The sequence below is a fragment of the Spongiibacter pelagi genome, from assembly GCF_014705705.1.
GTDB classification, from domain to species: Bacteria; Pseudomonadota; Gammaproteobacteria; order Pseudomonadales; family Spongiibacteraceae; genus Spongiibacter; species Spongiibacter pelagi.
Window position 1 is genome coordinate 278,563 of record NZ_JACXLD010000004.1, and the last position, 21,494, is coordinate 300,056.

Here is a 21,494-nt window from a genome sequence, read left to right on the forward strand (position 1 = left end):
TATGCGTATTTCGGTACGGGTTCAGGAAGTCGATTTCAATCTCAGCGCGGAAAATAACGCGCTGCGAGCGGATGACGATGGCATTGGTGCTATTGCGCAATTTGTCGGCGTGATGCGCAATCAAAATGACGGCGATACAGTGTCGGCTATGGAGCTGGAGCATTATCCGGGCATGACCGAAAAAGCGATTACCGAGATTATTACTGAAGCCAGTTCCCGTTGGACATTGCGTGCCGCTACGGTGATCCACCGGGTTGGCAAAATCCTGCCCGGCGAGCAAATTGTTTGGGTTGCGGTATGCGCCAGTCATCGCCACGAAGCCTTTCAAGCTTGTGAGTTCATCATGGACTTTCTTAAAAGCCGTGCGCCTTTTTGGAAAAAAGAAACCTTGGCCGATGGCTCAAGCCGCTGGGTAGATGCCCGTTGCAGCGATGCTGCCGCTTTAGCTCGGTGGTAACCTCGCTACTAATGTCTCACTGCTAGCCGCGAACTGGTACTCCCCCATATTCGGTAGTCGGTTCATAATAGGGCTTGTGTATACTAGCCACATCATTTCAATCTCACAGAAAAGAACAGGAATATTATGAGCCTTGATCCGCGCGCATTTCGCAATGCCCTTGGCCAGTTTGCGACCGGGGTATGCGTTATTTCTGCAAGCCCGGCGGGTTGCGAACCCTTTGGTATGACAGTTAACTCCTTTGCCTCGGTATCCCTCGATCCCGCCTTGGTATTGTGGAGCTTGCGCAACGATTCTGAATGTTTCGACGCCTTTCAAGCTGCTAAGGGCTTTACCGTAAATGTGCTGGCCAGCGATCAGCTGAATATTTCCAATCGCTACGCCCAGAAAGATAATCACAAGCTTGTAGAAGGCGATTACCGCATTGGTAAAAGTGGTTTGCCGGTAATCCGTAATGCCTTAACCAGTATGGAATGTGAGGTTTGGCAGCGCTACGATGGTGGCGATCACCAAATTCTAGTGGGTAAGGTGATTGAGCTTTCCAGCAAACCCACCGGCAAGCCCTTGTTATTTCACGCTGGAAAATACGCAGAAATTCATTAAGCTAGGCGTTTTCCCCTTGCGGTAAGTACCGGCCAGCTTGTATGAATTTTTGTAGTGAATGTGGTTCAAAAGTCGTTGAAAAAATTCCGGCGGGGGATAACCGCCGCCGCTTCGTCTGTGACGCCTGTGATTTTATTCACTATCAAAATCCGCGTACTGTAGTGGGCTGCTTGCCGGTTTCTGGCGATAAAGTCCTGCTGTGCCGTCGGGCCATTGAACCCCGCTTAGGCTATTGGACCGTGCCCGCCGGTTTTATGGAAAACGGCGAGACCATGCTGGAAGGGGCGCTCCGCGAAACCCAAGAAGAAGCCGCCGCTACCGTTAAAGATGAAACCCTCTACCGCTTATTTGATATTCCCCATATCAATCAGGTCTATGTGTTTTTCCGTGGCGAACTCGACGGAGACTACGGCGTGGGCCCAGAAAGTTTGGAGTCCCGGCTGTTTTCCGAAGATGAAATCCCCTGGTCAGAATTAGCCTTTCCGATTGTTACCGATATCCTGCTGGAATATTTTGAAGACCGAAAAACCGGCGAATTTCCTATTCGGGTAACCAAGCCCGGCCCGCAGTGGGCCAAAGATGTGGGTTACTTTCGAAAAGAAGAGAACTGATCCTCGCTAGTCAGTTGTACGCGCGCCGGAATCCGCGCTATTCTCATTGCAACATCCAATGACAATAAGAATGGCGGAGCATGTAATGAAATCCCGATTCCTGCTGGTAGATGTGTTTTCCGATAAAGCTTTTGGCGGTGCCAAAATTGCGGTTTTTCCCGAAGCCGACAAACTCGCCCCTGAGCAAATGCAGATTCTCTCCTCTGAATTAAATAATGACGAAACCGTGTTTATTCGCCGGGGCGAAGGGCGGGCACTGGCCGATTTAAAAGTGTTCGCTGCTCGCGGAGAAATGGGGGTAGGAAGTCACACGGCGGTTGCGGCTGCGGCCGCCTTGTTTAGTGAGAATAAACTCGATACCGCCGTAGATCACATTCCACTCAGCCAAAATGGTCAGGCGTTAGAGTTGTTCTATAGCCAGACTGATAAGGGGTTCAAAGCGCAGCTGGGCTGGAAAGTGGATGCGCAGATCGATCGCTACACGCCGAGTGCTCAAGAATTACAAGCCATTCTCGGTTTGGGCGAACACGATATTGAAATCATCAAAGCTCAGCCATTATTTGTTTCATCGCAAAAGCCGTATCTCATTGTACCGCTGCGATCGCTTGAGGCAGTTTATCGCGCCAAATTTAATAGCGAGGCTTGGGCACAAAGCAGCGCATCCTCAATACCCGTCGGCGATATTTTGCTGTATTGCCCAGAGACGGAAAGCAAGCAAGCTGATTTCCATCTTAAACTGCTAGGGCCCTATATTTCCCAGCATGAAGATCCGCCGATTGGTGCCGCCGCCCCGGCGTTTGCTGCCTATATCCGCGAGATTCAAAAACTGGCCAGTGGTCGCCATGCACTAGTACTTGAGCGCGGCCGGATGTCGGTTAGGCAGAGTATTTTGCAAATGGAATTTGTACACAGCCAAACGGCGGCGCTTTCTGTGCACATTGGTGGTCATGCGGTGGTTGTGGCAGAGGGGACGATTCAAACACCATAAGAGCTAGAATTAATGCTTAAAAGCCGGCTGTTGCTTGATGTGCCTCGGCCGGCTGCGTAACATCCTGCCAGTGATTGACTGGATCTTTATCATTTATGCCCGCTGCACTTTCTCCCGAAGCCCTTATTGCCCTTGCTATAGCCTGTGCTGTACTGGGTTTGCCCTTGCTTTTTTTAGTCTGGCGCTTGCTCGCAGCTAAAGCGCAGTTGCAACGCGCCCGCGAAAAACAACAAGCTCTAGAGACTGAACAAGCGGTTTATCTGGAGCGATACAACCATCTTCAAGCGGCGAATCAGCAGCATCAAAAACAGCTTGAGCAAGCCTCTGAGGAGCTGGATTCACGCAATCGGCAAATTGCGCAGCAACAGAGTGATATAAGCCATTTGCGCAGCACCGCCGATGAGAAAATTGCGCTTTTAACTGAAACCCGAAAGCAGTTGACCGAGCAATTTGAAAGTCTGGCGGGCAAAATTTTTGAAGAGAAGCAGCGCAGTTTTCAGGAGCGCAGTACCGCGAGTTTGGAATCTTCGCTAAAGCCTTTTAAGGAACAGCTGCAGGAATTCCGGCAGCGTGTGGATATGATCCACAGCAAGGATAACGAGCAACACGGTGAGTTGCGTCAGCAATTGCTCAATCTGCAAAAAATGAACGACACCATTAGTCAGGATGCCCAAAATCTGACAAAGGCGCTAAAGGGCGATAATAAAAAACAGGGTAACTGGGGCGAGGTGATTTTAGAGCGCGTGCTGGAAGAGTCAGGTCTGCGCAAAGATCATGAATACCAGACCCAGCAGAGTTTTACCGATGAAACCGGACGCCGCCGCCAGCCCGATGTGGTAGTGCACTTGCCAGATGGCAAAGACATTGTGATCGATGCCAAGGTGTCGCTGATTGCCTACGAGCGTTACTGTAGCGCCGAGGATGACGCTGAAAAACAACAGGCTCTGCGCGAACATATTCAATCACTTAAATCCCATATTAGCGGCCTCAGCAACAAGGCTTATGAGCATATTGAGGGTTTGCGAACTCTCGACTTCGTGTTCATTTTTATTCCCATTGAAAGCGCTTATATGGTGGCTTTTGAAAAGGATGCGGAGATGTTCCGCAACGCCTATGAGCAGAATATTGTGGTAGTGGGGCCAACTACCTTACTGGCCACGCTGCGCACCGTACAAAGTATTTGGCGCCATGAGCGCCAAAATCAAAATGCTGAAAAAATCGCCAGACAGGCGGGGGCATTGCACGATCAATTTGCACTGGTTTTGGAATCTTTTCAGGATCTGGGCAAGCATATGGATCGTAGTAAAGAGGCTTATGAAAAGAGTCTCGATCGGCTCAGTCGTGGGCGTGGCAATTTAATTGGTCGCGTCGCGAAACTGGAAGCCCTAGGCGCCAAGGTTAAGAAAACCTTGCCAGCCGAGTTGCTGGAGCAAGCCGATGAGATCGATGACGATAACACTGAAGACAACCAAGAGAATTAAGAGGAAAGTATGGCACACCCTAAAATTGGCAATATGGCTCCGGCCTTCAGTCTGCAAGATCAGAATGGCGACAGCATTAGCCTGAAAGATTTCAAAGGCAAAAAACACGTGGTGCTGTACTTTTATCCCAAGGCGAAAACGCCCGGCTGCTCGGTGCAAGCCTGTGGTGTGCGCGACAGCTATGCCGAATTTGAAGCGCGTAACACCGTGGTATTGGGCGTGAGTCCAGATCCAGTCGCAAAGCTAAAGAAGTTTGAAGAACTGCCCAAGAAAGACAGCCCCGCGCCGCTGAATTTCCCCTTGCTCTCAGATGAAGATCACGCCATTGCCGATAAATATGGCGCTTGGGGCCCCAAGAAATTTATGGGGCGCGAGTTTGACGGCATTTTGCGCAGCACCTTTATTATCGGCAGTGATGGTCGTTTGAAAGCGATCATGGACCCGGTAAAAACCAAGACCCATGATGCGGATGTGCTCGCTTTATTGGATGAGTTACAGCTCAGTTAATTAACAAATAGGCCTTGGAATATTATTCCGCTTGATCCTGAGTTTGCTCACGAAGTTTGCGGTACTCATTAATATCTTTGCCAATAAGATCGAGGCAAAGTTTAAGAACTACCGCATCATCGAGAAAGCCCGCGATAGGAATAAAATCCGGCAGGGCGTCCAGCGGCATTAGGATGTAGAGCAGGGCGGTGGTTGCTGATCCTAGCGACCACCAAGGCACCTCGCGGTATTCGCCGGTAACATAGTCCTTAATCATGCTGAACAGAGTGCTGACTTGCGCCAAAAAAGGCGCCAATGACGCGCTATTTATCACCTTGCGCAATATCTTGTCGCGGTTACTGAGCGCCGTTTCCAGCGTTTGTTCGTTGGATTGGGTGCGTCCTTCTTCCAGTATTTTGGCTGCGCGTTTCTCAGAAAACAGGGCCATAGGTGAACTCCTTGTTCAGCGAATCTCTGCTACCAGTCTGTTCTACCTATCTAGGTTTGACAAGTTACGCTTACGTTAACGAACAATCCTAACTTAAATGCTGTGGGAGTTTTCATTTAAAAAAATCTAAAGATTTAAAGCAATGTCTTAACTCGATTTTCGTGTGTCAACAAATGCTGTTAATCTTTGCTAAAAACGAACTAAATTCAATATGTTGCGGTAAGGAATACCAATGAAAATACATCCCATTAGTTTGTTGTTGCTTCTCTCGCTACCTCTTATGACGGCCCATGCAGGTGGGCCGATACGGTCGATGACTGGAGGAAAGTGTATTCCACTAGAAAGTCAGGCTGAGCTCTGTCGAGAAGCCGGAGAACGGTGGCTTGTCATGAAGGCCGATGGTTCTGGAACAATGGTGATGGGGTTTGTGAGGAGTTCGCCTACTTATAAAGATATGCAAAAGATCTCCAAAAAATTTGGTGGCAAACGCGAGAAAATCCCGGAGAGTAAATGCAAAAAAGACTGGGGAAGAAAACACCCATGGGGATTAATTGCAGCAACCGGTACCTCTCCGGTCGAGCCCGCCGCTTACCAACTCATCATTCCAATATCGGATAAATTTGCCATCGCCCAGCCTTACAAGGACATAGACTGTCATTGGAACGATGAATACTACCTAGTAGAAATCGATAACAAACTCAAAAAGCTTAAAGAGCCTCTAGGTAAAGGTAGAACGTATTACACCATGGGGGGCTATTCCATGCAGAGCCCGGTAAGAGTCTTTATTGCTAGGGGCACCACTAATGTAGGTGAAAATACGGTCAAATTTGAGCAGCTGGGGCCAGATGGAACGGTGGTCGCGACCTACGACAATATTATTTTCAGCAAGGCTAAGCTGACCTTTTACACACAAAATGAAACCGGTCTGATCTTTGCCAAAGCAATTGACCCTAAAACCGGCGATGAAGCCTCTGTGCGCTGGGGGGCTATGGGTGACTTTCTTGGCTATTATCCGAAGATCGATATTGTTGAGACGATGTATAACTTAGAAAAGAAGACATCAGGCAGTTATCTGATGCAAGCCGTCGGCCGTCTTCCTCTGCAAACGGATCTACCCAACCATACATTGTATGTACCACTGGATGAGCAGGGCGAGCCCGTCAAGGGCCCTAAAAACTTTGTGGGTATGACACCGCTTTATGACAATTATTGGGGTTTTAATGAGAGCCAGGAGAAATACAAAGACTGGTTGCTCGTATACAAAACACCTACTGGCTTCAGTTACAAAATTGCGGGCAAGGCTACGCGGGGCAGTGTCAGAAACACGGGTGAAACTTCCCCGATCAGTATTTTGGCCTCGGAGGCTGACTACGTCATGTTGGCCGATTTTGATTATCGAAGAGAAGAAGGTGCACGCCAGTACAAGTCAAACAGTGATATTTGGCAATCTTATTTTATTCAATTTTATACCGCCTACGAAGCCGATGGCGTGACGCCAAAGCCCAATGCCTACCCCGGAAAATGGCATTCTTTAAGCGCCTCGATGAGTAGACACATGGTGGTAGATAAAGAACATAAAACGGAACTGGCAACGGCATATGGGCAAAATCGATACGGATGGGGTGATAGATTTACCGCGATTCAAGCGGTCTATCAGAATGCTCTAAAATCTCGTGCAGACAGTTTGGCTCGCAAGAGAGCCTACGAGGCAAAAATCGCTGAATCTAAGCGTCGTCGAGAGGAAGAGCGTGAACGTGCTTATAAGGCAGCGCAAGAGGAATGGCGTAAACAACAGGCTTTCCAAGCGGCCAACCCATCCAATCGCAACAGCTCTCAGAGCTTTGGCGATGCATTGAATGCTTGGGGTGATGCGATGATTAAGCAAGGTCAGATCAATAACCGCAATAACAGTTATAACGGTTACCGTCGGGACTGTTACAACAATTATGATGGTACTGAAACCTGTTTTACCTCAAAACGATAATTCGCAATGACAAAATGGATCACACACTCTGAGTGGTGGATTCCTCGAATTGTGTGGGTTTGGGGTGTGTTAACGCTGCTTGTAGCTAATTTATGGAAAAAATATGGCAACGGCTAAATACGAGATAAAACCGTTATCACCTCAGGATAGAAAACGCATAAAAAATCAATATTGGTTGATAGGGGGTTTTTTGCTATTTTCCGGAGCGATCTTCTATGTGATTTTTACTTCGATCATTTCTTCAGCCCATAACAGCGCCATCCCAATGATCATTTTTGGTGTTTTTGGCGCGATTTTCGTGGCTGTCATTACAAGCATCGCCCTGCAAAATTACTTAGAACTTAGAGACGGAGTCAAACATTGTTACACGGGAGTAGTGACCAATAAGCGCGTTAATAGGCATACCTCCAGAACAGGAAATAATCTCTCTCCAAATCGCGCGGGTCATGGGGGGGGGCGAACCAGAACGACCATCACGCACTATTTATCTATTAACGGCGAAGAATTAAGGGTGACGCCGAAAGAATATAATGACGTTTCCGTAGGTGATGAAATTTCATTAGATGTCAGCCCGCAAAAAAAGCTAATACTAGGTTTTGAGATTTTGAATACCTATGTCAATGAGCGAGTTGAAGAAGCCCCTAAGGTCCAAAAAACCAATTCTTCCCGAAAAAGAAGAGAATTGCATATTTCTCATGCAGAGCGCTCATTGGTTAAGAAGCTTTTCTTTAAGCAATGGCGTAAGAAGCTGTATTTCTTTATCGCCATGTTTGTCCTGTTTTTCCCTATATTTACGACCAATTTGATCCTCTTTTCTTTTCCTCTGGGCATGGTTCTGTTGTACAAGGCTTCACGTCTTTTGTCAGAGTACAATGTGTTTCGACGGTTTATGAATACTGATCGAGGCAAAATAGAAATTAGAACGAGCGTAAAAGACAAATTGACGACAACGTCTAATATAGCAAAAACAAAGTACCGGCTTTTGACCGCTGAGGGGCAGTGGGAAGTGACCGAGGAAATTTACGAAAAGTTATCAGCCTCAGATGCCATTACGCTATATAAGCCGGCACATTTGGATATGATTTTTGCGGTTAGCCATCCAAATGAAAAGAGTGTTCTGTATCTGGAGTAGTAATCTGCTTTTATTGATTTACCAGGGGCTATTTTTATTGTTAATGAATGCGTTGAACCGTTTCCCTAGCTCGCGTCCATCCTTAAAATCAGTAATGTCGCTCTCTCGAATAATGCCTAAGCGCTGATAAGGAAACTTCGTATTCTGTGGCTGCATGAATGACAATTTGTGTGTCCCATTCCCAAGCGTCAACACGCCACCACCCATAAACATATACCACGGCGAATGGAAATTGGCGCCTGACCGCTGAGTGCGAAATACTTCAAATTCTCGGCCTTCGGATATCTGTTCGAAAGCGCCTTTTTTACCCACCACCAGATCGAGCTTCTTCCTGCCGAAAGTCCCAGTGTCGATGAGCGTAAATGAAATCTCATCACCCTCAATTGATAAGTAGCCAGGGGCGCTGTGAAATAATCCGTTTAGCAGCCAAGTTTTAAATATCATTGTCTTTCCTTAACGCGTGATCTGAGTTTCTATACTAGGATGAGTCATCAGGTCAAATGTTCGCTGTTGTCACGTTGGAGTTGGCTGAAAGGAATTTGAAGCTCATTACTGAATATATTGCGCTTTTAGGTCGCTCTTCAGTAATTTTCCCGCCGCATTGCGGGGTAAAGGCGTGGGGCTAAACCAGATATTTTCTGGGATTTTAAAGGCGGCTAATCGGGATTTGAGTTGTTCTTTAAGACTTTCTGGCTGAAGCTCAACACCGTCTTCTAACACAATCACGGCAACGGGAACCTCGCCGAGTCGTTGATCGGGTAAACCAAAAACCGCTGTTTCTTTAATGCCTCTTATCTGACTCAGCGCCGCTTCAATTTCTGCCGGGTAGATGTTTTCGCCGCCGCGAATAATCAGCTCTTTGTTACGCCCCACCAGATAGACAAAATTGTCATCATCCAGATAACCGGTATCGCCAGTGTTCATCCACTGGTTTCCGCTTAAATCAGTCGCAAATAGCGCGGCTGTGGCGTCTTCATTATTCCAATAGCCGAGAATATTGGTTGGCGAACGCAGCCAAATTTCACCGGTAGTGCCTCGCTCAAGCGGCTGTCCGTCGCTGTCACAGGTTTTAAATTCAACAAGGGGATTCAGGGTGCCGGCGGAGCCGGGTTTAAGATGAAACGCCGCGCCTGTACAGCTAGAGCAAATGGCATTGCTCTCTGTCATACCGTAACCGGTGCCGAAATAATGCCTTGGCAATTGCTGTTCAAGGGTTTGCGTGAGGGCAGGGGGACAGGCACTGCCACCCGCGCCGAGAGAGAACAGACTGCTGGTGTCGTGCTGTTTAAAGTCAGGGTGTTGCATGAGATCTTGCAACATCGCTGGTGATCCGCTGAATATAGTGACGCGTTGGTTTTCAATAATTTCCAAGGCGTGTTTGGCGTCCCATTTATAGCCGATCACCACACGCCGCCCACCGCGGAGATTTAATAAAAATGCACTGTAACAACCTGAAACATGAAACAGCGGAAAGCTGAGCAGAGTGCAGGGGGCAAAGCCACAGCCCATGATATGGGCCATCGAATCTGGGTTTGCCATCGCTGAACTATAGGCGTGATATTCAAAGCTCATTAAGGCTTGGCAAATATTTCTATGACAAGACACCGCGCCCTTGGGCCTGCCACTGGTGCCCGAGGTGTACATGATTTGTACCGGGCTTTCTGGATCAATTTCATTTTCCAGTGCGGGCATGGCTTGGCCCATAGCGGCACTGATTAATTGCTCATAGTCCGACTTGCCCGTTTTGGTTTGGCTTGGGCTCCAGTCATCGACACATAGCAGCTGTAGATTTGGAATATCTGCGGCTAAAGCTGCACGTTGAGTATCACAAATTAATAATTTTGCGCCGCTATCCCGCAATTGAAAATCAAGCTCAGCAGCACTGCCCCAAGAGTTTAACGGCACCACGATAGCCGGCAGTGCGGTAATGGCCGCATAGGCTTCCAGCCATTCGGGACGATTGCGCATGGCAATGGCGACGCGTTCACCCGCATTCAGCCCAAAATGGTATTTAAGCTGGTGGGCTAAGGCGTCCACCCTAGCGAAAAACTCGCCGAAGCTCTGATCAACACCAAGGTAATGGGTGAAGGGCTGGTCGTTAAATTGTCGGCCGCCATCAATCAGTTCCCGCAGGGTTTTCGGTGCGCCGACAAAACCGCGCAAAGTTTGGCCGCCACAGTCTCGCTCCTGAATTTCGTAGGGCGAGCCGGTGACGGTTAATTGCTTATGCGCCTGATCTAGTGCCTCTAATAAGGCCGAGAGCTTGTTGTTAGCGTCGCTGGCGGTGTTCATAAATCAGTGTTGCCCTTGTTCAAACATCGAATGGGTAAAGCTCAGACTGGCAGGAATCGGGGCGTTAATGGTTTCGAAAATGCGCTCATATTCGGTGTGGCACAGCAACCACTGGCCGTTTTCTTTACGGTACTGATCTTGGTAGATGGCGGTGCCAAAGAGCATCCAGTTTTGTTCTTTATTAAATACCAAGTCCTGCAAATACCACTTGCCGGTGGCGCTTTTATCATCTGTGATTGAAATTTCTGGATGATGGCAGTTGTGCATGGTTAACACCTGTGGCGAATCCATATGGCCTTTTAATCCGGCGATTAATTCCGCTCTATTGCCGAAGGTATATTTACCGCCATCGTAACGGGCATCGCAGTCCTCGGTCAGGGTGCTGGCTAGTAATTCCCAGTCGTGACAATCCACCGCACGCAAATAGCGGTATTTCAATTGCTTGATGGCTTCCATTTCTACCAAGTGTTCGAGGGTGATTTCAGACATGAGGCTTCTCTATTTATCGCTATTTATATTTATTGTTGAAGGGTAAACAGAGAGCGTGGGCGGGACTATGCTCTGAACGGATGAAGCTGGCAAGTTCTGTTAAGATGGCCAACTTTTGACACGGGTTTTTCCACTATGCGCATTATCACCGCCAACACCAATGGCATTCGCTCAGCTAACAATAAGGGATTTTTTGAGTGGCTGGCGACCCAGGATGCAGATGTGGTTTGTATTCAAGAAACCAAAGCGCAAATTGATCAGCTCACTGATGCGGTATTTACCCCAGAGGGCTATAGCTGCGCGTATAACGATGCAGAAAAGAAAGGCTATAGCGGCACGGCGATGTATTGCCGTAAAGCGCCCAATCGTTTTGTTACCGAATTAGGCTGGGATCCGGCTGATTCTGAAGGGCGCTATATTCGTGCTGACTACGACAATCTCAGCGTAATCTCCCTTTATATGCCTTCCGGCTCCAGCAGTGAGGCGGCGCAGGCGAAAAAAGACGATTTTTTAGAGCGCATTTACCCGCATTTTGTGGAGCTAAAAAACGAAGGCCGCGAGCTGATTATCTGTGCGGATTGGAATATCTGTCACAAGGAAATCGACCTGAAAAACTGGAAAGGCAATATGAAAAACTCCGGTTTCTTGCCCCATGAGCGTGCGTGGTTAGACAAGCTCTATGGCGAAGCCGGTTTTGTGGATGCCTTCCGAGAGATCAATCAAGAGGCGGTTTACACATGGTGGTCAAATCGCGGTCAGGCCTACGCCAATAATGTGGGGTGGCGACTGGACTATCAGGTGATTACCCCGAATTTGGTGCCGACTATTCGCGGTGCCAGTGTCTATCGCGAGGAAAAATTCTCCGATCACGCGCCGTTTATTATGGATTACGATTTTTCTTTATAAGCCCAGCCTTACATAGCTTTGCGTTAATGAGATGTGTAATATCTGGCCCGACTAAAACAAGTTTTTAAGGATGTAGTATGAGCTTTTTTATCTCCCAGGCCCACGCGCAGGCAGCGGGTCCGGCCGGAGCACCTCCGGGTGGCGAACTGTTCCAGATCGGTTTTCTGGTGTTGATGTTTGTGCTGTTCTGGTTTCTGGCCATTCGTCCACAGCGCAAGCGCCAAAAAGAGCACAGCGATATGGTTGCTGCACTGGCGAAGGGTGATGAAGTGGTCACCGTAAGCGGCATTTTGGGCAAAATCGCAAAACTGGATGACGATTATCTGGTATTGCAGGTTAGCGATACTGTCGAACTGAAGTTCCAGCGCAGCGCCGTTCACGCGGTATTGCCTAAAGGCACCATCAAGGCAATTTAATTGCCGCTTGATCCGGGGGGAGTGTGATGCCAGTAAATCCTCAGTTCTGTCATCCCCCCCGATTGCAACTTGCCCAAACTCCCACCCCCTTACAATGTCTAGAGCGTCTTAGCGCTGCCACTCCCGGCCCCAGAATTTGGGTTAAACGGGATGACCTCACCGGCAGTGTGCTCTCAGGAAATAAAGTCCGCAAACTGGAATTCAGCCTCGCCAAAGCCTTACAGGAAGGCTGTGACACGGTGATTACCTGCGGTGGATTGCAATCCAATCACTGCCGGGCGACCGCCTTGCTATGCGCTCAATTAGGTTTGAAATGCCATTTGGTTTTGCGCGGCGAGCCCATACCTCCGGCAGATGGCAACTTCCTGCTTGATCAACTCGCCGGGGCGAGCATTAGCTGCTATCCCGCTGCGCAATATCAGAACGATTTAGAAAATCTATTACAGACACAGGCCGATGCTTATCTAGCGCAGGGCCACAAGGCTTTTATTATTCCTACGGGCGCCTCAGATGCGACCGGTGTTTGGGGTTACTTTAATGCCGCCAAGGAAATTGCCGCCGATTGTCGCCGCGCCGGTATTCAACCCAAACATATTATTTGCGCTACCGGTTCAGGTGGCACTCAAGCGGGTCTAACCGCAGGGGCCTTTTATTTTCTAAATCAGACGCAGGTCTGGGGCATTAATGTTTGTGATGACGAAGACTGGTTCCTGATTAAAGTCGCCAGTGATCTTGCCGATTGGCAAGCGCTCTATGATCTCGACTGCAATGTGAGCGCCTATCGAGCCAAGGTGATCGACGGTTATGTTGGCCCCGGTTACGCCCTTGCCGATGAGGCGATTTATCGCACTATTGCAGATGTAGTAAAAACCGAGGGCTTGGTGCTCGACCCGGTTTACACCGGAAAGGCCTTTCACGGTTTATTACAGGAGCGCGCTGCCGGTCGCTTTGGTGAGCAGGGCGATATTGTTTTTGTGCACACCGGCGGTGTATTTGGTTTATTCCCTCATAGGCAGAACTTTGAATTTCTCGCCTAAAAAAACATAAAAGTAGGTTGTTATGCTTGAATCCCTTAGCCAAATTTTGTCTGCAATAAACGGCATTGTCTGGGGGCCATTAATGCTGGTGCTTATTCTTGGCACCGGCCTGTGGCTGACCGTGGGCCTGCGCTTTATGCCCATTCGAAATTTGGCAACGGCGTTTTCCCTTTTATTAGAAGGCCGTAAGCGTGGCGGTGGTCGCGGTGAAATAACCGCCTTTCAAGCCTTAATGACCTCACTGTCCGCCACTATCGGCACCGGCAATATCGCCGGTGTGGCTACCGCGATTGCCTTGGGTGGTCCCGGTGCTTTGTTTTGGATGTGGTGTACCGCACTTGTCGGCATGGCGACAAAATATGCCGAAGCGGTTTGTGCCGTACATTATCGGGAAGAAGATGCCGATGGCCATTTTAAAGGTGGCCCGATGTACTACATCAAAAATGGTCTTAGCAAAAAATGGCATTGGTTGGGCGGGGTGTTTGCCTTGTTTGGCACCATTGCCGGCTTTGGTATTGGCAATACCGTGCAGTCCAATTCCGTTGCTGATGCATTGAACAGTAGTTTTAGTATTCCGGCGTGGATCACCGGAGTGGTGCTGACCGTGGTGGTTGGTTTAGTGGTGCTGGGTGGTATCAAACGTATTGCCCGAGTTGCGGCGGTGCTGGTGCCGGTCATGGCGATTGCTTACTTAAGCGTCAGCCTTGCCATTATTTTAATCAATATTACCGAGGTGCCCGCAGTGCTGGCGCTGGTGATTAAATCGGCTTTTACTGGGCACGCTGCCGTGGGCGGTTTTGCCGGGGCGGGTATTGTTGCCGCAATTCGTTTTGGTGTGGCTCGCGGTATCTTTTCAAATGAGGCCGGGTTGGGAAGCGCGCCGATTGCCCACGCCGCCGCTCATACCGACAACTCGGTACGCCAAGGTATGATCGCGATGCTGGGCACGTTTATCGATACCATTCTGATTTGCACCATGACCGGCTTGATTATTTTGCTGTCCGGCGCATGGCAGACCGGTGAAAACGGCGCTGCCTTATCAACCGCAGCTTTTGAAACCTTGATGCCCGGCGGTCACTATATTGTGGCGGTGGGCTTAACCGTGTTTGCGTTCACCACGATCCTCGGCTGGAGTTATTACGGTGAGCGCTGCGTGGTGTATTTCTTTGGTGAACGAGCGGTATTGCCTTTTCGTTTGGCATGGGTTGTCGCTGTGCCGCTCGGTAGCTTGGCAAAATTAGGCTTCGTTTGGTTGTTGGCCGATACCCTAAATGCGCTAATGGCCATTCCCAATTTAATTGCGCTGTTATTGCTTAGCCCAGTGGTGTTCAAGTTGACCCGTGAACGGTTAAGCATGGTTAAGGCAAACAGCTGATGCTAAAGCGGGCATTGGGGCAGCTTCATCCGCGCCGCATTTTTGAGATTCTCGATCAAATTGATACCCAAGAGGGCAATTACACCTTGGATCGCCCAGCCGCCTTACGGCGGGTGTTTGCGGTACTGGCCTGTGTCTCGGTTTGCCTGCTGTTAATTCACTATATGAAGTACCAATCCACCCTGCTGGCGACACTCAGTATGGTGAGCGAGTGGCAGGGGCGTCCGGCCAATTATTGGTTAATCCAACTGCGTCAGAGTGGATTCGGTGATTTGCTGGTTTATGGCTGGTGGACGTTCTGGCATGTGGTCGGCTATGTGCTTTTGCCGTGGTTGCTGATCCGTAACGTCTTAAAAGACAGGATGCGTCATTACGGCTGGGGCTGGGGGGAAACCCATAAACACTGGGGCGGTTATGTCTTGTTGTTAAGCCCGATATTATTGTTTGTTGTTATCGCCAGTTTCAGCGAGAGCTTTCTGAATCACTACCCGTTTTATCGTCTAGCAGGGCGTAGCGGCTTTGATTTGATCAGTTGGGAAGTGTTGTATCTAACTCAATTTATCTGTCTGGAGTTTTTCTTCAGGGGTTTTGTATTACAGGCCCTGCGTCCGGCGCTGGGGGCAAATGCAATTTGGGTAATGTGTGTGCCTTATCTGATGATTCATTTTCCCAAGTTGTGGCCAGAGGCCTTTGGTGCGATCACCTTTGGCCTGTTTCTCGGAATGTTGGCGATGCTATCGCGCTCAGTCTGGGGCGGTTTTTTTGTCCATGCCGGTATAGCCGTAGGGATGGATTTGGCATCGCTCATTCAGCGCGATGTGCTGCCTAAGGCTTGGTGGCCGTTTTAATTTTTTTCAGGCTTTGAATAATCATGGCCTGTGCAATGAAAAACGCCACGCCCAGCAAGCCCAGAGTGAGACCGATATAGGCAAATAAATCCGGCGCCTTCATCATGGTGGACATCAGCGAGTCTTGATAATAAAAAAACCACTGGTGATTATCTGGAAAAATCCAGATATGCAGTTGATAGAATACTTTTTCAAAACCAAACAAAGCTAAGAGCAGAGTCAGTGCAATACATAAAACGATTGCGCTGATCGCCTGTTGTTTTAAATTCGGTAAAGGCCACTGCCGACATAAACCTAAGCCGCTCCACAATACCCAAAAGACCGTTAAAACCGCCAAGCTGATCTCTAAGGTGTGGATTAGATTTGCCACGTCTTGCAGGTGAACAAGCTCGGCTCGATGGAGAAGGGGAATGCTGAGTGACGTGCTGGCAGGGGGCTTGTCTGCTTGGTAGTGAATAGCCTCAAGGCCATTGCCATTATGGTGGACTGACTCAACGATTTCTGAAAATAAACGAATCCGTTGCTCGCGACTGGTGTGTTCAAAACCGGATCGATAGCGATTTTCCGGGCCGTACTGGTCAATGTTTTCGCCAATGCCGGCATGGTCATGCCAAAAGCCGTAGCCGTAATCCATTAGCGCCAGGCATTGCCACGCTAGGCCAAGTGACACAATGAGGCTGAGCAGGGCGTAGAGCGGATTTGTAATAAAGCGGCGGGCGCTCGGATTCATAGCCAACGCCGCTCAACCCGCTCGGTGATGCGAGTGAACAATTCATAGCTGATGGTTTGGCAGTGGCGTCCGACTTCTGCGGCGGGCAGGCCTTCTCCCCAAAGTGTCACTTCATCGCCAAGTTTTGTTTCTGGAATATCTGAAACATCAATAGTGAGTAAGTCCATGGAGACCCGCCCGGCCAGCGCGGCGCGTTTGCCATGTACTAATACTGGAGTGCCATCTGGTGCTGAGCGTGGATAGCCATCGGCATAGCCTGCGGCGACTGTGGCAATACGGCGCGGCCCCGGCGCGCGCCAGCGGCGGTTATAGCCAACACCATCGCCCTCAGCGACATCTTTCAAAGCAATAATCTGGCTTTTAAAGCTCATCACCGGTTTGAGCTGTTTATCGCCAGACAGCAAGCCAGTGGGATCGTCACCATAGAGCATAATGCCGGGGCGTACCCACTCGCGATGGGTGCGAGGATGGCTAATAATTGCCGCCGAATTGGCAAGGCTGCGGGGGAAGTTACCCAGTTGGGCGCTTAAATTCAGTATTTGGGCGGCTTGCCGGTTAGTGGCGCTGTGGTCGCGATCTTCTGATTCTGAAAAGTGGGACATATGAATAATGTCACGGCAATTGGGGTGTTTGTGCAGAAGATGATGTGCGCGTTCAAACTCAGTCACAGACATGCCGAGACGGTTCATGCCGATATTCAGTTTTAGCCAAGTGGAAATTGGGGCGGGCAGCGACGTTTGAGCAACACATTGGGCTGCTTCGAAATTGGAAACGGCGAAGTCGAAACCCTGTTCTGCGCAGTCTTGAAGTAATGCGGGGCTGGCGGCGTTAGCTATTAGCAGCAGTCGATGGCGTTTGGCTTGTGGATTGTTAACGACGCGGCGGATTTCATAGGCTTCATCAAAGCGGGCGACGCCAAACCCGCCCACAAGGTCTGCGATGCTTTCCACCACCCAGTCTGCTCCGTGGCCATAGCCATTGGCTTTGACCATCGCTAAGATATTTGCCTGTGGGGCGAGTTCTCGAACTTGCTCGCAATTAAAACGCAGGGCAGCGCGATTGAGTTCAATCCAGCTGGGGGTGTGCAACAGGGTGGCTCCAATAGTGGGTCGTCAGCAAGGTCGAAAACCAAGCATTTTGTTTATTTCAACTACCGCAAATAATACGGGCTGTCAGCGCAGGGGTATAGCGTCGCAGCCGGCTTTTTTTATGCCATTCCTTTTTATGTCATTGCTGCTACTGCTATGTGTGTTTAGCGATCACAGCTATGCCGATGAAGCTTGCCCGGCACCTTTCTTTCCGCTCAGTTTTGAGTCCGACTTATTAATCAATCAACAGCAATCTGCGACACTACTGAGCTTACAAAATAGGGCGCAGCAATGCCCTCAACTTGCTGCCGATCTTGCACAACTTTATTTTTGGGGAAACTCACAGCTTGCCGCCAATTGGCAGAAAGCCAAATCCTTTTTGTCTGCTCATCCAGAAGCGATTCGCTACGCGCGTACCCTTGGCGAATTGCATCGCCTTGAGAGTGCTTCTGAGGCAGAGCGGATCAGCGCGCAAAATCTGTTGCGCCTGCAGTTGGATGATTTCGGTTTGCAAAGGGATAAAACCTTGGCGGCGTGGCATCAATATCAAGCGTTAACTGCCGAAAATGCCGCGCAACTTTCTGGGGGATACAATCTCGACAAAGGCTATGAGGTTTGGCGAGAGCCCCATCATCAATTGGGAAAATTATTGGTTTATGCCGATCTTGCAAGCGGCGAGCGCTTTGACACCCAATGTACCGCTAATGTGATTAATGGCCGTTGGCTGATCACGGCGGCCCATTGCGTGTTCATTCCCGCAGAACTGGGGCAGGGGAAATTGCTGAGTGTAAGTTTTCTTCCTTTTGAGGCGGGTTCTGGCTTGTTGAGCGCTCAGGCCGTTAATGCGATTTGGGTGGGGCGAGCCTTTGATCCCTCGCTTCGGATGCAGGGTGATGTATTGAGTTATACCGGCGCAGATATTGCCTTGCTTGAGCTGGCTAAGCCCTTATTGCACCGTCAGGGGCAGCATGAATTTAGCCCGCAATGGGTGGTAAGTGAGGGCGCGGCCTTATCTGCCCCGGTAATCACAACGGGTTTTCCAAAAGATGCACCTTGGGCAAGGTTGCGACAGTTTCAATGCGCGGCAAGCTTATTCGATCCCAGCCGGAAAGAGGGCGTTTATACGCTGTCATGCCTGATGCAGGCGGGGCAGAGCGGATCACTCATTTATGATGTTCAAGGCCACTGGCTTGGCGTACTTTCCGCCTCGGTGAATGGTGAACAATCGGTTGCTCGATTTTTTAGCCAGCCCCTCATTGAGGAAATCAAACAAATTACTGAGCAAAGAGAAGGCCGTGTTCAATTTTTCCAGAAGTTGGATTGGCTTCCTGTTGTTAAAGAAACTGTCGGCCGTGATGCATTCAGCAAATAGTTGTTTGCATTGTGTGGCGCCGGGCCTATGCTATGTAAACCTGAATAAGAAGGGCGGGGCTTATGCCTAAAGGCTTTGAAGACAAACTGGTGATTGCGATTTCATCCCGAGCATTATTCGATCTGGATGACAGTCATCTGGTCTTTGAGAGCGAGGGCTTAAGTGCCTATCAGCAATATCAGATCGATCACGAAAATCAGATTCTTGAGCCCGGCGAGGCTTTTAATATTGTTGAGCGATTGTTAGATCTTAATAAAGATCTCGGCGGTAACCGCGTTGAGGTCATTCTTCTTTCTCGTAATTCTGCCGATACCGGCCTGCGTATCTTTAATTCCATTGAGCACTACGGCCTGAATATTACTCGTGCGGCTTTCAGTGGTGGGCAGAGTCCATACCGTTATGTTTCTGCCTTTGGCTGCCATTTATTTCTTTCCACCAATGCTGAGGATGTACGCCGCGCACTGGAGAATGGGGTGGCAGCGGCAACGTTATTGCCACGCCCGAAAAAAACAGGTCTTGAGCCGAGAAAACAACTGCGTTTTGCTTTTGATGGCGATGCGGTGATTTTTTCCGATGAGTCAGAGCAGATTTATAAATCCAGTGGTTTGGAAGCCTTTACCGCCAATGAAGTGGCTGCGGCAGACACCGCCCTGAGCGGTGGCCCGTTTAAGCCTTTTTTGGCGGCATTGAATCATCTGCAGTCGCAACTTCCCGTAGAAGAATCGCCTATTCGCACGGCGTTGGTCACAGCGCGATCGGCTCCGGCGCATAAGCGGGTGATTCGCACACTGCGAGAGTGGAATATCCGCATTGATGAATCGCTATTCCTCGGCGGGTTGGATAAGGGCGAGTTTCTTAAGGCCTACGGCGCCGATGTGTTTTTTGACGATCAACAGGGCCACTGTGATTCGGCGGTGGAGCATGTGGCAACCGGGCATGTTCCCCACGGCATTGCCAATGCAGCACCGGCGACAGATGATTAAATTACCCACCCCGATAGTTCAGGACAGAACACTATGAAGTTGCAACAGTTGCGTTATATCTGGGAAGTGGCGCATCACGAGATGAATGTCTCCGCCACGGCGCAGAGTTTGTATACCTCGCAGCCTGGTATATCCAAGCAAATTCGCATGTTGGAAGACGAGCTGGGGGTGGAGATTTTTGCTCGCAATGGTAAGCACCTCACCCATGTCACGCCTGCAGGGCAGGAAATTTTGAAAATTGCCGGGGAAATTCTGCATAAAACCGAGAGCATCAAAGCGATTGCTCAGGAGTTTCGCAATCCCTGCAAAGGCAGCTTATCTATTGCGACCACGCATACCCAAGCTCGTTATGCCTTGCCGCCCGTCATTAAGGCCTTTATTGATCGCTACCCTGATGTGTCACTGCATATGCATCAGGGCACGCCCATGCAAATCTCCGAGTTGGCGGCAAATTTTGGCGTAGATTTCGCTATTGCCACCGAGGCCTTGGAGCTGTTTTCCGATTTGGTGATGATGCCCTGTTATCGCTGGAACAGAACCATCCTGGTTCCCCGTGATCATCCTCTTGCTCAAGTTGAACGCCTGACCATTAAGGATATTGCCTCTTACCCCATTGTGACTTACGTGTTTGGCTTTACTGGGCGCTCTAAACTGGACGAAGCCTTTCTCGAACATAATCTGGAACCGAAAGTCGTATTCACCGCGACCGATGCCGATGTGATTAAAACCTACGTTCGCTTAGGCTTGGGGATCGGTATTGTGGCGCAGATGGCTCACGACCCGGTGACGGACCCCGATCTGGTTGCACTGAATGCCAGCCACCTATTTGAGCCTAGTATCACCAAGATCGGTTTCCGGCGCGGCACTTATATGCGGCAGTTTATGTACGATTTTATCGAGCTGTTTGCCCCACATTTAACCAAGGACATGATCGACAAGGCTTATGCCTGTCAAAGCAAGGCCGAGGTGGATGAGCTGTTTGCCGATATTACCCTGCCAATGTACTGATATCGTTCTTAACCGAAGATTGCTTTTGTCAGCCCTAGCCGCTAGATTGTGCGGCTATTTTTCGCCCCATATTGATTAGCTGTATTAGGAGATTGTTGCTGTGGAAATCGCTTGTCTTGACCTTGAAGGCGTATTGATTCCGGAAATCTGGATTGATTTCGCCGAACGTACTGGTATCGAGGCGCTGAAAGCGACCACCCGCGATATTCCGGACTACGATGTGTTGATGCAGCAACGCCTGCGTCTGCTTAGTGAAAATGGATTGGGCTTGCCAGATATTCAGGAAGTGATTGCCGATATGGCGCCGATGGAAGGTGCACGCGAGTTTCTGGATTGGCTGCGCGCCCGTTTTCAGGTGGTGATTCTGTCTGACACGTTCTACGAATTTGCTGCGCCGCTGATGAAGCAACTGGGCTGGCCAACCTTGCTGTGTCACAAACTGGAAACGGATAGCACCGGTAAAGTGGTGGATTATAAAATCCGTCAGGTGAACCCTAAGCGTCAGTCAGTATTGGCTCTGAAAACCCTGTACTACCGCATTATTGCCGCGGGTGATTCCTACAACGACACCACCATGTTGGCCGAAGCAGATGCCGGTATTCTGTTTAAAGCGCCTAAAAATGTGATCGAAGAATTTCCGCAATTCCCAGCGGTGCATGATTACGAAGCGCTGAAGTTGGAATTTATCAAAGCCTCAAACCGCAATCTGAGCCTGTAATTTGCTTCTGCCGGGGTGGTGTATTTGCCACCCCAGTTTCTC

General features: G+C 49.5%; 23 protein-coding genes. 17 read left to right on the forward strand and 6 right to left on the reverse strand.

Going from position 1 to position 21,494, the window contains the following annotated elements:
• Position 1: 1 nt before the first annotated feature.
• The 6 genes from moaE (at position 2) to bcp (ending at position 4,647) form a co-directional block, all read left to right on the forward strand.
• The gene (moaE, locus tag IB286_RS09315) at positions 2-457 is read left to right on the forward strand and encodes a molybdopterin synthase catalytic subunit MoaE (RefSeq protein ID WP_190764771.1); all 456 of its coding nucleotides are present in this window, start codon (positions 2-4) and stop codon (positions 455-457) included.
• A gap of 126 nt (positions 458-583) precedes the next feature.
• Positions 584-1,060, forward strand: coding sequence for a flavin reductase family protein (locus IB286_RS09320; protein ID WP_190764772.1), 477 nt, complete (start codon positions 584-586; stop codon positions 1,058-1,060).
• Between the two features lie 41 nt (positions 1,061-1,101).
• Positions 1,102-1,671, forward strand: a complete 570-nt coding sequence (locus IB286_RS09325) for an NUDIX hydrolase (RefSeq protein WP_190764773.1) — start codon at positions 1,102-1,104, stop codon at positions 1,669-1,671.
• An 85-nt stretch (positions 1,672-1,756) separates the two neighbouring features.
• Positions 1,757-2,659 carry a PhzF family phenazine biosynthesis protein gene (locus IB286_RS09330; RefSeq protein WP_190764774.1) on the forward strand — a complete coding sequence of 301 codons (903 nt, stop codon included), beginning with the start codon at positions 1,757-1,759 and terminating at the stop codon, positions 2,657-2,659.
• A 95-nt stretch (positions 2,660-2,754) separates the two neighbouring features.
• Positions 2,755-4,140: a DNA recombination protein RmuC gene (gene rmuC, locus IB286_RS09335; RefSeq protein ID WP_190764775.1), complete on the forward strand. Its 1,386-nt coding sequence runs from the start codon at positions 2,755-2,757 to the stop codon at positions 4,138-4,140.
• A gap of 9 nt (positions 4,141-4,149) precedes the next feature.
• Complete coding sequence (gene bcp, locus IB286_RS09340; protein WP_190764776.1) at positions 4,150-4,647, forward strand: thioredoxin-dependent thiol peroxidase; 498 nt, start codon at positions 4,150-4,152, stop codon at positions 4,645-4,647.
• A 22-nt stretch (positions 4,648-4,669) separates the two neighbouring features.
• Here bcp and IB286_RS09345 read toward each other — a convergent pair whose 3' ends face one another.
• Positions 4,670-5,074: a YkvA family protein gene (locus tag IB286_RS09345; protein ID WP_190764777.1), complete on the reverse strand. Its 405-nt coding sequence runs from the start codon at positions 5,072-5,074 to the stop codon at positions 4,670-4,672.
• A gap of 232 nt (positions 5,075-5,306) precedes the next feature.
• On the opposite strand from IB286_RS09345, the gene IB286_RS09350 reads away from it, so the two are divergent.
• The gene (locus tag IB286_RS09350; RefSeq protein ID WP_190764778.1) at positions 5,307-7,058 is read left to right on the forward strand and encodes a hypothetical protein; all 1,752 of its coding nucleotides are present in this window, start codon (positions 5,307-5,309) and stop codon (positions 7,056-7,058) included.
• A 103-nt stretch (positions 7,059-7,161) separates the two neighbouring features.
• Complete coding sequence (locus IB286_RS09355) at positions 7,162-8,190, forward strand: hypothetical protein (protein WP_190764779.1); 1,029 nt, start codon at positions 7,162-7,164, stop codon at positions 8,188-8,190.
• 18 nt (positions 8,191-8,208) lie between these two features.
• On the opposite strand, the gene IB286_RS09360 is transcribed toward IB286_RS09355, so the two are convergent.
• From IB286_RS09360 to IB286_RS09370, 3 genes are all read right to left on the reverse strand, one after another.
• The gene (locus tag IB286_RS09360; RefSeq protein WP_190764780.1) at positions 8,209-8,634 is read right to left on the reverse strand and encodes a hypothetical protein; all 426 of its coding nucleotides are present in this window, start codon (positions 8,632-8,634) and stop codon (positions 8,209-8,211) included.
• A gap of 105 nt (positions 8,635-8,739) precedes the next feature.
• Positions 8,740-10,482 carry a class I adenylate-forming enzyme family protein gene (locus tag IB286_RS09365; protein ID WP_190764781.1) on the reverse strand — a complete coding sequence of 581 codons (1,743 nt, stop codon included), beginning with the start codon at positions 10,480-10,482 and terminating at the stop codon, positions 8,740-8,742.
• Between the two features lie 3 nt (positions 10,483-10,485).
• Positions 10,486-10,971 carry a nuclear transport factor 2 family protein gene (locus IB286_RS09370; protein ID WP_190764782.1) on the reverse strand — a complete coding sequence of 162 codons (486 nt, stop codon included), beginning with the start codon at positions 10,969-10,971 and terminating at the stop codon, positions 10,486-10,488.
• Positions 10,972-11,106: 135 nt separating this feature from the next.
• Here IB286_RS09370 and IB286_RS09375 point away from each other — a divergent pair, with 135 nt between their 5' ends.
• From IB286_RS09375 to IB286_RS09395, 5 genes are all read left to right on the forward strand, one after another.
• Entirely contained in the window at positions 11,107-11,877 is a 771-nt protein-coding gene (locus tag IB286_RS09375; RefSeq protein ID WP_190764783.1) for an exodeoxyribonuclease III, read from the forward strand.
• Between the two features lie 77 nt (positions 11,878-11,954).
• Complete coding sequence (yajC, locus tag IB286_RS09380; RefSeq protein ID WP_190764784.1) at positions 11,955-12,293, forward strand: preprotein translocase subunit YajC; 339 nt, start codon at positions 11,955-11,957, stop codon at positions 12,291-12,293.
• A 26-nt stretch (positions 12,294-12,319) separates the two neighbouring features.
• The gene (locus IB286_RS09385) at positions 12,320-13,330 is read left to right on the forward strand and encodes a D-cysteine desulfhydrase family protein (protein WP_190764785.1); all 1,011 of its coding nucleotides are present in this window, start codon (positions 12,320-12,322) and stop codon (positions 13,328-13,330) included.
• A gap of 22 nt (positions 13,331-13,352) precedes the next feature.
• Entirely contained in the window at positions 13,353-14,705 is a 1,353-nt protein-coding gene (locus tag IB286_RS09390) for an alanine/glycine:cation symporter family protein (RefSeq protein WP_190764787.1), read from the forward strand.
• Positions 14,705-15,553, forward strand: coding sequence for a CPBP family intramembrane glutamic endopeptidase (locus IB286_RS09395; protein ID WP_190764789.1), 849 nt, complete (start codon positions 14,705-14,707; stop codon positions 15,551-15,553). Before IB286_RS09390 ends, IB286_RS09395 begins: the two co-directional genes overlap by 1 nt.
• Here IB286_RS09395 and IB286_RS09400 read toward each other — a convergent pair.
• Both IB286_RS09400 and alr read right to left on the reverse strand, forming a co-directional pair.
• Positions 15,531-16,283, reverse strand: a complete 753-nt coding sequence (locus tag IB286_RS09400) for a lipoprotein intramolecular transacylase Lit (RefSeq protein ID WP_190764790.1) — start codon at positions 16,281-16,283, stop codon at positions 15,531-15,533. The two genes, IB286_RS09395 and IB286_RS09400, sit on opposite strands and share 23 nt — an antisense overlap.
• Positions 16,280-17,371, reverse strand: a complete 1,092-nt coding sequence (gene alr, locus IB286_RS09405) for an alanine racemase (protein WP_190764792.1) — start codon at positions 17,369-17,371, stop codon at positions 16,280-16,282. The genes IB286_RS09400 and alr overlap by 4 nt, the downstream gene beginning before the upstream one ends.
• A 121-nt stretch (positions 17,372-17,492) precedes the next feature.
• Between alr and IB286_RS09410 the strand changes: the two genes are divergently transcribed.
• The 4 genes from IB286_RS09410 (at position 17,493) to thrH (ending at position 21,452) form a co-directional block, all read left to right on the forward strand.
• Positions 17,493-18,743, forward strand: coding sequence for a trypsin-like serine peptidase (locus IB286_RS09410; RefSeq protein ID WP_190764794.1), 1,251 nt, complete (start codon positions 17,493-17,495; stop codon positions 18,741-18,743).
• A 62-nt stretch (positions 18,744-18,805) separates the two neighbouring features.
• Positions 18,806-19,726 (forward strand): 5'-nucleotidase, encoded by a 921-nt coding sequence (locus IB286_RS09415; RefSeq protein WP_190764796.1) that lies wholly within the window; start codon positions 18,806-18,808, stop codon positions 19,724-19,726.
• Between the two features lie 33 nt (positions 19,727-19,759).
• Positions 19,760-20,734, forward strand: a complete 975-nt coding sequence (gene cysB, locus IB286_RS09420; RefSeq protein ID WP_190764798.1) for an HTH-type transcriptional regulator CysB — start codon at positions 19,760-19,762, stop codon at positions 20,732-20,734.
• Between the two features lie 100 nt (positions 20,735-20,834).
• On the forward strand, positions 20,835-21,452 hold the full coding sequence (gene thrH / locus IB286_RS09425) for a bifunctional phosphoserine phosphatase/homoserine phosphotransferase ThrH (RefSeq protein ID WP_190764800.1): 618 nt from the start codon (positions 20,835-20,837) through the stop codon (positions 21,450-21,452).
• The last annotated feature ends 42 nt before the right edge of the window (positions 21,453-21,494 follow it).

Bases quoted from the DNA above. Each gene is read 5' to 3' on its own strand.
- moaE (WP_190764771.1), top strand. From the start codon at position 2: ATGCGTATTTCGGTACGGGTTCAGGAAGTCGATTTCAATCTCAGCGCG.
- IB286_RS09320 (WP_190764772.1), top strand. From the start codon at position 584: ATGAGCCTTGATCCGCGCGCATTTCGCAATGCCCTTGGCCAGTTTGCG.
- yajC (WP_190764784.1), top strand. From the start codon at position 11,955: ATGAGCTTTTTTATCTCCCAGGCCCACGCGCAGGCAGCGGGTCCGGCC.
- IB286_RS09400 (WP_190764790.1), bottom strand. From the start codon at position 16,283: ATGAATCCGAGCGCCCGCCGCTTTATTACAAATCCGCTCTACGCCCTG.
- IB286_RS09390 (WP_190764787.1), top strand. From the start codon at position 13,353: ATGCTTGAATCCCTTAGCCAAATTTTGTCTGCAATAAACGGCATTGTC.
- bcp (WP_190764776.1), top strand. From the start codon at position 4,150: ATGGCACACCCTAAAATTGGCAATATGGCTCCGGCCTTCAGTCTGCAA.
- IB286_RS09370 (WP_190764782.1), bottom strand. From the start codon at position 10,971: ATGTCTGAAATCACCCTCGAACACTTGGTAGAAATGGAAGCCATCAAG.
- IB286_RS09355 (WP_190764779.1), top strand. From the start codon at position 7,162: ATGGCAACGGCTAAATACGAGATAAAACCGTTATCACCTCAGGATAGA.
- IB286_RS09330 (WP_190764774.1), top strand. From the start codon at position 1,757: ATGAAATCCCGATTCCTGCTGGTAGATGTGTTTTCCGATAAAGCTTTT.
- IB286_RS09385 (WP_190764785.1), top strand. From the start codon at position 12,320: ATGCCAGTAAATCCTCAGTTCTGTCATCCCCCCCGATTGCAACTTGCC.
- IB286_RS09345 (WP_190764777.1), bottom strand. From the start codon at position 5,074: ATGGCCCTGTTTTCTGAGAAACGCGCAGCCAAAATACTGGAAGAAGGA.
- IB286_RS09325 (WP_190764773.1), top strand. From the start codon at position 1,102: ATGAATTTTTGTAGTGAATGTGGTTCAAAAGTCGTTGAAAAAATTCCG.
- IB286_RS09415 (WP_190764796.1), top strand. From the start codon at position 18,806: ATGCCTAAAGGCTTTGAAGACAAACTGGTGATTGCGATTTCATCCCGA.
- IB286_RS09350 (WP_190764778.1), top strand. From the start codon at position 5,307: ATGAAAATACATCCCATTAGTTTGTTGTTGCTTCTCTCGCTACCTCTT.
- IB286_RS09375 (WP_190764783.1), top strand. From the start codon at position 11,107: ATGCGCATTATCACCGCCAACACCAATGGCATTCGCTCAGCTAACAAT.
- rmuC (WP_190764775.1), top strand. From the start codon at position 2,755: ATGCCCGCTGCACTTTCTCCCGAAGCCCTTATTGCCCTTGCTATAGCC.
- cysB (WP_190764798.1), top strand. From the start codon at position 19,760: ATGAAGTTGCAACAGTTGCGTTATATCTGGGAAGTGGCGCATCACGAG.
- IB286_RS09395 (WP_190764789.1), top strand. From the start codon at position 14,705: ATGCTAAAGCGGGCATTGGGGCAGCTTCATCCGCGCCGCATTTTTGAG.
- IB286_RS09360 (WP_190764780.1), bottom strand. From the start codon at position 8,634: ATGATATTTAAAACTTGGCTGCTAAACGGATTATTTCACAGCGCCCCT.
- IB286_RS09410 (WP_190764794.1), top strand. From the start codon at position 17,493: ATGCCATTCCTTTTTATGTCATTGCTGCTACTGCTATGTGTGTTTAGC.
- IB286_RS09365 (WP_190764781.1), bottom strand. From the start codon at position 10,482: ATGAACACCGCCAGCGACGCTAACAACAAGCTCTCGGCCTTATTAGAG.